Annotated in this window: 4 protein-coding genes; 3 read left to right on the top strand and 1 reads right to left on the bottom strand. The window is 71.4% G+C overall.

Annotated features, from left to right (window positions below):
• A complete protein-coding gene (locus tag GH736_RS16755) occupies positions 1-1,653 on the bottom strand; it encodes a stealth family protein (RefSeq protein ID WP_159605364.1) in 1,653 nt (550 codons plus the stop codon).
• Positions 1,654-1,930: 277 nt separating this feature from the next.
• Between GH736_RS16755 and GH736_RS16750 the strand changes: the two genes are divergently transcribed.
• From GH736_RS16750 to GH736_RS16740, 3 genes are all read left to right on the top strand, one after another.
• On the top strand, positions 1,931-3,040 hold the full coding sequence (locus GH736_RS16750) for a fatty acid desaturase family protein (RefSeq protein WP_159605362.1): 1,110 nt from the start codon (positions 1,931-1,933) through the stop codon (positions 3,038-3,040).
• Between the two features lie 149 nt (positions 3,041-3,189).
• Entirely contained in the window at positions 3,190-4,596 is a 1,407-nt protein-coding gene (locus GH736_RS16745) for an NtaA/DmoA family FMN-dependent monooxygenase (RefSeq protein WP_159605360.1), read from the top strand.
• Between the two features lie 104 nt (positions 4,597-4,700).
• On the top strand, positions 4,701-5,227 hold a 527-nt coding region (locus GH736_RS16740), incomplete at its 3' end, for an aminotransferase class V-fold PLP-dependent enzyme (RefSeq protein ID WP_235934365.1).

Here is a 5,227-nt window from a genome sequence, read left to right as displayed (position 1 = left end):
CTACGCCGTGAGGTCGGGCGCGGCAGTCAATGCCGAGGCCCCCGACGCCCCCGCCGCCCCGGCCGCCGCAGGGACGTCGGCCGCGGCATCCGCCGCCTTCTCCCAGGGAGCCGGGAAGGGGAAGTAGCGGTCGAGGAAGTCGATGACCGCGGCCGTGCGCTGCTCGACAGAGATCTCGGGGAAGCTGCCGTCGTTGAGGCAGAACATGTCGTGGTCGCGGCGCTTGAGCAGCTGCTTCATGGCGGGAAGCGCCTTGCGCAGGGTCGTCTCGACGTACTTCACCTTGGCGTCGGTCTGCACCACGGCGCGGCCCGTCAGCAGCGCGTAGTAGTGGTACAGCGAGTTCGTCACCGAGATGTCGGTCGCCGAGCGGAACCGGCTCGCCGCCGTGCGGCGGAACTCCTCGGGGAACGCCGCCTCGAGGTCGGCCATCACGCTCTTGCGCAGTGGCGCGGCGCAGTGCTCGAGGTGCCGCGTGGTGACCTTGCCGAACCGCTCGCGCAGGAGCGCCCGGTTGACGCGCGCGGCGTTCTCGAACCCGCTGCGGCCGGGATGGGTGTCGCCGAGGCCGATGCGGGTCGACGCCTCGACGAACTTCGTGATGCCGCCGGGGGAGAAGAACAGCGACGGGCTCACCGCCCGGCCGAAGAACATGTCGTCGTTCGAGTAGAGGAAGTGCTCGGCGAGGCCGTCGATGTGGTGCAGCTGGCTCTCGACGGCGTGCGAGTTGTGCGTGGGCAGCACCGACGTGTCGGCGAACATCTCCTCGCTGCGCACGAGGGTGACCTTCGGATGCTTCGCCAGCCACGCCGGCGCGGGGGAGTCCGTCGCGATGAAGATGCGCCGCACCCATGGGGCGAACAGGTAGACCGACCGGAGGGCGTACTTCAGCTCGTCGATCTGCCGGTAGCGGGCCTCGGAGTCGTCGCCCTCGCCGACCACGTAGCTCTGCATGCGCTTGGCGCGCTCGCGCACGAACTCGTCGCTGGAGCCGTCGACCCACGAGAAGACCATGTCGATATCGAAGTCGACGTCGCTCGCCAGCGGCGCGAACATGTGCTCGAGGGTCGGCCAGTCGCGGCCGTGCAGGTGCACCGTGTCGTCGATCGCCTCCGAGCGCGGCAGCGTGCGGCGCATCAGCGCGTTCTCGACGGGCGCCTCGATCGTGTCCTCGCCGAAGCGCCAGAACTCGAGCTGCACGGCGGTCTCGCTGCCGTAGCGCAGGCGGCCCACCGGTTCGACCCGCGGCCGGTAGAGGCGCAGCACGGTGGCCTTGCGGTGGCCCGACAGGCGTCCGTCCGCGAGGAGTACCGGGTGCGAGTCGGCGGCCCGCTCGGGAGCGAGGGTCGCCGAGTAGAACGGCTCGTTCGCGAAGGCCTCGGCGAAGGCGTGCGCGACGGCCTTCCGGTCGGCCCGGTCGACGGCGAGCACGAGGCGGTCGTCGTTGCCGCGCACGAGGAGGTAGGAGATGCCCGCGTCGTCGAGGGCGTCGCGCACGGCGAGCAGGTCCTCCACCATCGACTCCTGCGGGGTCGCGTGGCCGTTTCGCAGCGCGTACTGGCCCTTGCGCACGACGAGGTCGTCACGATCGAACCGCGCGGTGCGGGGCGCCGAGGCGACGAGCACGAGCTCGGAGGCGTCCGAGAGCCGCATGGGAGGTGCGGCAGACGGTTCCCGCTTCGCGAACGCATGCCCGTCGTGCTGGTGCGGGTCGGCAGGTCGATCGCGGTGGGATCTCGTCACGGAAGGGTGGCCTCCAGGGGTCGGCGGATCGCGCAGGATTCGCGCGGGATGCTCTGATTCTACCGAGCCGTGGTCGTCGCCGGATCGGCTTGACAGGATGGCGCATCCGGCGCCGCAGGCGTAGCCTCGAAGCATCAGACCCCGCGTGCCGGGACCCCGCGTGCGGCGACCTCGAAGAGGAGTCGCCATGAGCGCCGAAGCCGTCCCCGTACGCGTGATCCAGACCCATCCGCGGGCGCCGGTCGCCGGTCGCGAGGGAGCCGGGCCACCCAGCGAATTCACCGAACTCGCCCGCCGCATCAAGGATGCCGGGCTCATGCGCCGCCGCTACGGCTACTACTGGACGAAGCTCATCGGCGTTCCGGTCGTCATGGCCGCGGCGATCGCGCTGTTCATCTGGGTCGGCGACAGCTGGTGGCAGATGTTCACCGCCGCCGGATTCGCCGTGCTCTTCACCCAGATCGCGTTCCTCGGACACGACGCCGCGCATCGTCAGATGTTCCGCTCGGGAAAGTGGAACGACTGGATCAGCATGATCCTCGGCGGCTTCGTCGGGATGAGCTACGGGTGGTGGCAGCACAAGCACACCCGGCATCATGCGAATCCGAACCAGATCGGCACGGATCCCGACATCGACCTTCCCGTGGTCGCGTTCACGCCCGAGCAGGCGACTCGTCCGCGGGGGCGGCTGCGTCGATGGGCGATCGCCCACCAGGGCACCTTCTTCTTCCCGATCCTGCTGCTCGAGGGCCTCTCACTGCACGCCTCGAGCGTGCACCGCGTCTTCGCCAGGGAACCGCTGCCCCACCGGTCGGTCGAAGCGGTGTTCCTGGCCGTGCGCGTGCTCGGCTTCGTCGCCCTCGTCTTCCTGGTGCTCTCGCCCGACAAGGCCGCGGTCTTCCTCGCGGTCGAACTCGGCCTGTTCGGCTTCTACATGGGCATGTCGTTCGCCCCGAACCACAAGGGCATGCCGCTCGTGCCGAAGGGCGTGAAACTCGACTTCCTTCGCCGGCAGGTGCTCATGAGCCGCAACATCCGGGGCGGCCGCGTCGTCGACGTGGCGATGGGCGGGCTCAACTACCAGATCGAGCACCATCTCTTCCCGTCGATGCCACGGCCGCACCTGCGCCGGGCGGCGCCGATCATCGCCGCCTACTGCCGCGATCACGACGTGACCTACACCGAGACGAGCCTGTGGCAGTCGTACGGCATCGTGCTGCGCTACATCAATCGCGTCGGACTCGGCGAGCGCGACCCGTTCGAGTGCCCGCTCGTCGCCCAGCGGGCCAGCATCTGACGGCCGCCGGTGCGGGCGCGCACGTCGAGCTCCACGATGACCCCGGATGACGCGGGGTTGCGGTTCGTGGCACCCCGTTCCGCCGTGTGACGGCCCCCCTCGCGACATCCGCTCGACCTGCCTACCGTCGCATGCGGGAGGTGGGACGCATGACGAGACTCATCATCGGGGCGATGGTGCGGGCGATCGGCGCGTATCCGTCGGGCTGGCGGTACCCGGGGGCGCATCGCGACCCGCGCGGCGACGCCGCCGTGCTGCGCCGGGCCGCCGAGGTGGCCGAACGCGCCCGCCTCGACTTCCTGTTCTTCGGCGACTGGCTCGCCACCGGGCACGACTTGGAGTACCGGGATCCGCACTTGGTCGCGCGGGTGGATCCGCTGAGCGCCATCACGTACCTCGCCGGCGTGACCGAGCGCATCGGGCTCGTCGCCACGGTGAACACCACCTACGCCGACCCGTTCACGGTGGCGCGGGCGAGCGCGTCGGCCGACCTGCTGTCGGGCGGGCGGGCGGCGCTCAACCTCGTCACCGGGTCCGACGCCCGATCGGCGGCGAACCACGGCGTCGACTTCACCCACGCCAGCACCGTCCGGTACGACCGCGCCGTCGAGTTCCAGGAGGTGCTGCGCCGGCTCTGGGACTCCTTCGACGACGACGCGATCGTGGCGGATGCCGTGACGGGCGTGTTCCTCGACCCCGACCGGCTGCACGCCACCGCGTTCCACGGCGAGCACCTGCGCGTGGCCGGCCCGCTCAACGCGGTGCGCCCCGTGCAGGGGCACCTGCCGATCCTGCACGCGGGCCTCTCGCCGAGCTCGAAGCTGTTCGCGGCGCAGCACGCCGACCTCGCGCTCGTCGCGGTGTCGGGCCACGACCAGGCGATCGCCGTGCGCGAGGAGCTGCGCTCGCTGGCGTTCGAGTCGGGCCGTGACGACCGCACGCTGAAGGTCATCGCACCCGTGCTGCCGATCATCGGCGAGACCCGCGAGCACGCGCAGGCCATCGCCGACGAGCTCAGCGAACTCGTGCAGATCGCCGAGGACTGGCCGGGCGGCGCGCCCCCGGCGTTCCCCGCGGCCCGCTCACTCGCGCAGCTCTCGACGCTCGTGGGCGTGGACCTGACGGGACTCTCGCCCGACCGCGCGGTGACGCCGGCGCTCGCCTCCTCGTTCTCGGACGCGGGCCAGCTCCTCGTCGAGATCGTCGCGGAGCGAACCGGTCGCGCCCCGTCGGGCGACCGGCCGCCGACGCTCCGGCACCTGGTGGTCGCGGCATCCGTCAACGCGTCGATCGTGGTCGGCACCGCCGCCGAGATCGCCGCCGAGTTCGCCGGGTGGGGTGAGTCGGGCGCCGTCGACGGGTTCAACGTGCTCTCGGCCGTGCAGCCGGCCCAGTTCGAGGCCTTCGCGCTCGGCGTCGTGCCCGAGCTGCAGCGGCTCGGCGTGTTCCCCCACGCGTACGAGGGTGAGACGCTGCGCGAGCACTTGGGGCTCGAGCGTCCCGCCAACGTCCACACGGGGGATCGGGCGCGGCTCGAGGAGCGGCTGCTGCGCTGAGCTTCGTTACCGGATGTTGCGTGCCGTGACACCGTGCGACATCGATGGTTGAGGCGCTCGGCGGGCCGCCGTAGGTTCGACGCCAACCCATCCGAGGAGTCCCCGTGATCGCCACCGACCAGCGCACCTCGCCGACGCGCCTGCGCCCCATCGATGGAGATCGGTCGGAGGCCGCCGCGCCCGGTTCGGGCTCGCTCGCCGCGCTCGCCGACGCCGGCCTCCGGGTGCCCGTGCTCGGCGGCGGCACGGTGCGGCACGTGAACCTCGACGTCGCGGCATCCGCGCCCGCGCTCGACGCGGTGGTGCAGCACGTCGCCCGCGTCATCCCCTACTACTCGAGCGTGCACCGGGGCAGCGGGTACGCGTCGCAGGCGAGCACGGCCCTCGTCGAGGACGCCCGCGCGACGGTGGCGCGCCACGTCGGCGCTCGCGACGACGATCTCGTGGTCTTCACGCGCAACACGACCGATGCGCTCAACCTGCTCGCGTCGGCCGTGCCCGGCGACACCGTGGTGCTCGACCTCGAGCACCACGCCAACCTGCTGCCGTGGCGCTCGCGCCGGGTCGTCGTCGGCCGGTCGACGATCGCCGAGACGCTCGTCGCGCTCCGCGACGAGCTGGCTGCGGCGCC

It is taken from the genome of Agromyces humi (assembly GCF_009720255.1).
In the GTDB taxonomy this organism is placed as follows: Bacteria; Actinomycetota; Actinomycetes; order Actinomycetales; family Microbacteriaceae; genus Agromyces; species Agromyces humi.
The sequence above is the reverse complement of the archived record's forward strand: the minus strand, read 5'-3'. Positions and strand labels throughout refer to the sequence as shown.